This window comes from Myxococcus sp. AM010, assembly GCF_013372585.1.
Lineage (GTDB): Bacteria > Myxococcota > Myxococcia > Myxococcales > Myxococcaceae > Myxococcus > Myxococcus vastator.
Window position 1 is genome coordinate 1 of sequence record NZ_JABXEO010000179.1, and the last position, 4,014, is coordinate 4,014.

Here is a 4,014-nt window from a genome sequence, read left to right on the forward strand (position 1 = left end):
GGGATGGGGAGGCAGACGCTGGAGGAGGAGGGGCTGGAGTGGGTGGCGACGCTGAGGAAGGGGCGGGGCGAGTGGGAGACGGCGCTGGAGGCGCTGGGTGCGCTGTACGTGAAGGGGGTGGAGGTGGCGTGGGGGGAGTACGAGAAGCCGCACGCGCGGCGGACGGTGGCCCTGCCCACGTATCCCTTCCAGCGGCAGCGCTACTGGTGGACCCGCGACACCCAGCGCAGCGGGGCGCTGCTCGCGCCGCGTGAGTCGAAGGACAGCAAGCCGCACCTTGGGACGCGGCTGTACTCGCCCGCGTTCGACGACATCATCTACAGCACGACGCTCGGGGCGTTCCGTCCGGCGTACCTCGATGACCACCGCCTCTACGGCACGGTCGTCACGCCCGCGGCCTCGCACCTGTCGATGGTCCTCTCGGCGGTGGCGGAGACGTTCGGTCCGCTCGCCTGCACGCTGGAGAACCTCACGTTCCACCAGGCGTTGGTGCTCGCGGATGACGAGCTGCGCCCGCTCCAGCTCATCTTCTCGCCGCACGCGGAGGGCTACTCCCTCAAGCTGATGACGCAGGGCGAGTCCGGCGACTGGGTGCTGCACGGCACGGGTGAGCTGCGGGTGGACCCGTCGCAGGTGTCCTCGCCTCGGCCGCTGCCCGTGCGCGAGGACGTGCTGTCTCGCTGCACCGAGGCGCGCTCGGGAGACGACTTCTACACGTTCTTCCGCGCCATGGGCTACACGCTGGGCCCCAGCTTCCGCTGGATTGGCCCCTTCCAGCGCAGCCAGGACGAGGCCTTCGGTCAGATGCGGCAGCCCGAGCTGCCCGACTCGCCGGACAACTACGCGCTCTACCCCGGCCTCATCGACTCGTGCTTCCAGATGCTCGCCAACTGGATGGTGAGCGACGCGACGAGCCTGGCGGACGCGCTGGCAATTCCCTTCAGCGTCTCGCAGCTCAACTTCTTCCGGCGCCCGCAGGGGCCGCTGTGGTGCTACGCGAAGTCCACGGCGGGCGAGCGCGCCGTCACGGAGGAGATTCTCAGCGGCGACGTTCAGCTCTTCGACGAGCACGGCCCGGTGGCGGAGATTCTCGGCTTCCACGCTCGCCGCGCCAGCCGGGAGGTCCTCCAGGCCAGCACGCACAAGCAGTCCGAGGAGCGCGTCTACGAGGTGGCCTGGACGCCGGAGCCCCTGCTGCCCGCGCCGCTGCCCGCCGCGCAGCCGCATCCGTGGCTGCTGTTGGTGGACGGTCAGGGCGTCGGAGCGCGGCTCGCCGCGCGACTGGAGGAGCGCGGTGAGTCCGTCATCCGCGTGCGCCCGGGCACCGCGTTCCGGGCCACGGTCGACAGGCGCTTCGAAGTCGATGCGCGCAGCCCATCCGACTTCAGCCGGCTGCTGCGCGAGGCCCTGAACGGAGCCCCGTGCGCGGGGGCCGTCTACCTGTGGGGGCTCGACGCGTCCGTGGAGGAGACGCAGTCCGCGCAGGCCCTTCAGCAGGCGACGCTTCAGGCCACGACGGGAGCGCTGCACCTGACGCAGGCGCTCGTCGCCAGTGGCGGCCCGGCTCCCCTGTGGCTCGTCACGCGAGGCGCACAGCCGGCGGATGGCGTGGCGGTGTCCTCGCCCGTGCAGTCCTCGCTGTGGGGCCTGGGGCGCGTCATCGACCTGGAGCACGGAGAGCTGCGCTGCGGCCGTGTCGACCTGGACCCCAGGGACACGGAGGGCGGCGTGGAGTCGCTGCTCACCGAGCTGCTGCGCTCCGCGGAGGCGCCGGGCCTGGAGGTGGCCTTGCGCGGGGAGAAGCGCCTCCGGTCCCAGCTCCAGCGAGCGAAGGGCCTGGTGGCGGCGGCCCTCGCCTTCCGCGCGGACGGCGCGTACCTGATTACCGGCGGACTGGGGGCGCTCGGCCTGGCGGTGGCGCGGTGGCTGGTGGAGCATGGCGCTCGTCACCTGGTCCTCGTGGGGCGACGCGAGCCCACGGCGGAGGCCCGCTCGGTGCTCCACGCGTTGGAGCAAGCGGGGGCCACGGTCACCGTGGTCTCGGCGGACGTGGCGCGTGAGGCGGACGTCGCGGCGCTCCTGGCGCGCATCGACGCGGGGCCGGTGCCGCTGCGAGGACTCTTCCACGCAGCGGGCCTCGTGGAGGACGGGGCGCTGGTGCAGCAGGACCTCCAGCGCTTCGAGCGGGTGATGACGCCCAAGGTGGCCGGTGCGTGGAACCTCCACCGCCTCACCGAGGGCCGGCCGCTGGAGCACTTCGTGCTCTTCTCGTCGGCGGCGGCGCTGCTGGGCTCTCCGGGCCAGGGAGGGTATGCGGCGGCCAACGCCTTCCTGGACGCCCTGGCGCACCTGCGGCGTGCCCGGGACCTGCCGGCGCTTTCGCTCGACTGGGGCCCGTGGGCCGAGGTGGGCATGGCCACGGACGCGCAAGTGGCCAGGGCGCTGGAGCGCCGAGGCATCCGCGCGCTGCCCACGGCCCAGGGGCTGGAGCTGCTGGGCAAGGCGCTGGGGCAGCGTCAGGCGCAGCTGGGCCTCATGAGCATCCGGTGGCCGACGTACATCGAAGGCCTGGGCCGGCTGGGGCGCTCGGCCTTCTACGCGGCGGTGGCGCCCGCGCGGAAGGAGGCGCCGCACGCGAGCGCTCCGACTCCGAAGAAGCAGTGGTTGGCGGAGCTCCAGGGCGCGCTGCCGCATGCGCGGCACGGGCTGCTCGTCCGCAGGCTCCAGGAGGCGGTGGGGCGCGTGCTCCGGCTGGAGGTGGCGGGGGTCGACTGGAGCCAGGGCTTCACGGACCTGGGCATGGACTCGCTGATGGCCATCGAGCTGCGCAATGCCCTGCAGGACGGGCTGGGGCAGTCGCTGCCTTCGACGATTGCGATGAACCACCCCAACGTGGACTTCCTCGCCGACCACCTCATCGAGGCTGTCTTGAAGTTCAACGACGAGAGCAAGCCCGCCGTGGCGCGTGAGGTGCCGGGCGATGGCGAGCTCGAGGTGAGCCTCGACGCGCTCTCCGACGCGGAGCTGGCCCGTCTGGCGCTCGCGGACCTGGCAACGGATTCCTGAGGAATATCGAGATGACGACCGAGGACATCAACTACCGGCAGATTGTTCAGCAGCAGCTCGTGAAGATTCGGAAGCTGGAGGCTCGGCTGGAGAAGGCCGAGTCGACGCCCCGCGCGGAGCCCATCGCCATCGTCGGGATGGCGTGCCGCTTCCCCGGTGGGGTCACCACGCCGGAGGCGTACTGGGAGCTGCTGCGCGACGGCGTGGACGCCACGACGGAGGTGCCGGCGAACCGCTGGGACGTGGACGCGCTCTATGACTCGAAGCCGCAGGTGCCGGGGAAGATCAACACCCGTCGCGGCGGCTTCCTGAAGGACGTGGACCAGTTCGACGCCCAGTTCTTCGGCATCTCTCCGCGCGAGGCCGCGGCGATGGACCCGCAGCAGCGGTTGCTGCTGGAGGTGGGCTGGGAGGCGCTGGAGCGCGCGGGGCATCCGGTGGAGCGCCGGAGCCGTCAGCGCGTGGGCGTCTTCGTCGGCGTGATGAACACCGACTACAGCCAGCGCCTGCTGGCGAACGCGGACCTGTCCCAACTGGACCCGTACTTCGGAACGGCCAAGGGCGCCTGCTTCAGCGCGGGGCGCCTGTCGTACGCCCTGGGCTTCCAGGGGCCGAGCATGGCGGTGGACACGGCGTGCTCGTCGTCGCTCGTCGCGCTGCACCTGGCCATCCAGAGCTTGCGCCTGGGCGAGTGCCCCGTGGCGCTCGCGGGCGGCGTGAACCTCATCCTCTCCCCGGAGCTCAGCGTCTACCTGTCGAGCAGCGGCGCGCTGTCTCCCGAGGGGCGGTGCAAGACGTTCGACGCCTCCGCGGACGGTTATGCCCGCGGCGAGGGCTGCGGAGTGCTGGTGCTGAAGAGGTTGTCGGACGCGGTGGCGGACGGGAACGAAGTGCTGGCGGTGATTCGAGGGACGGCGGTGAATCACGACGGGCCGAGCAGCGGCTTGA

Annotated in this window: 2 protein-coding genes; both read left to right on the forward strand. The window is 71.7% G+C overall.

Annotated features, from left to right (window positions below):
* Positions 1–3,066 (forward strand): type I polyketide synthase (locus tag HV826_RS36045; RefSeq protein WP_176421532.1); only part of this gene is annotated, 3,066 nt, incomplete at its 5' end.
* A gap of 11 nt (positions 3,067–3,077) precedes the next feature.
* On the forward strand, positions 3,078–4,014 hold a 937-nt coding region (locus HV826_RS36050; protein ID WP_176421533.1), incomplete at its 3' end, for a polyketide synthase.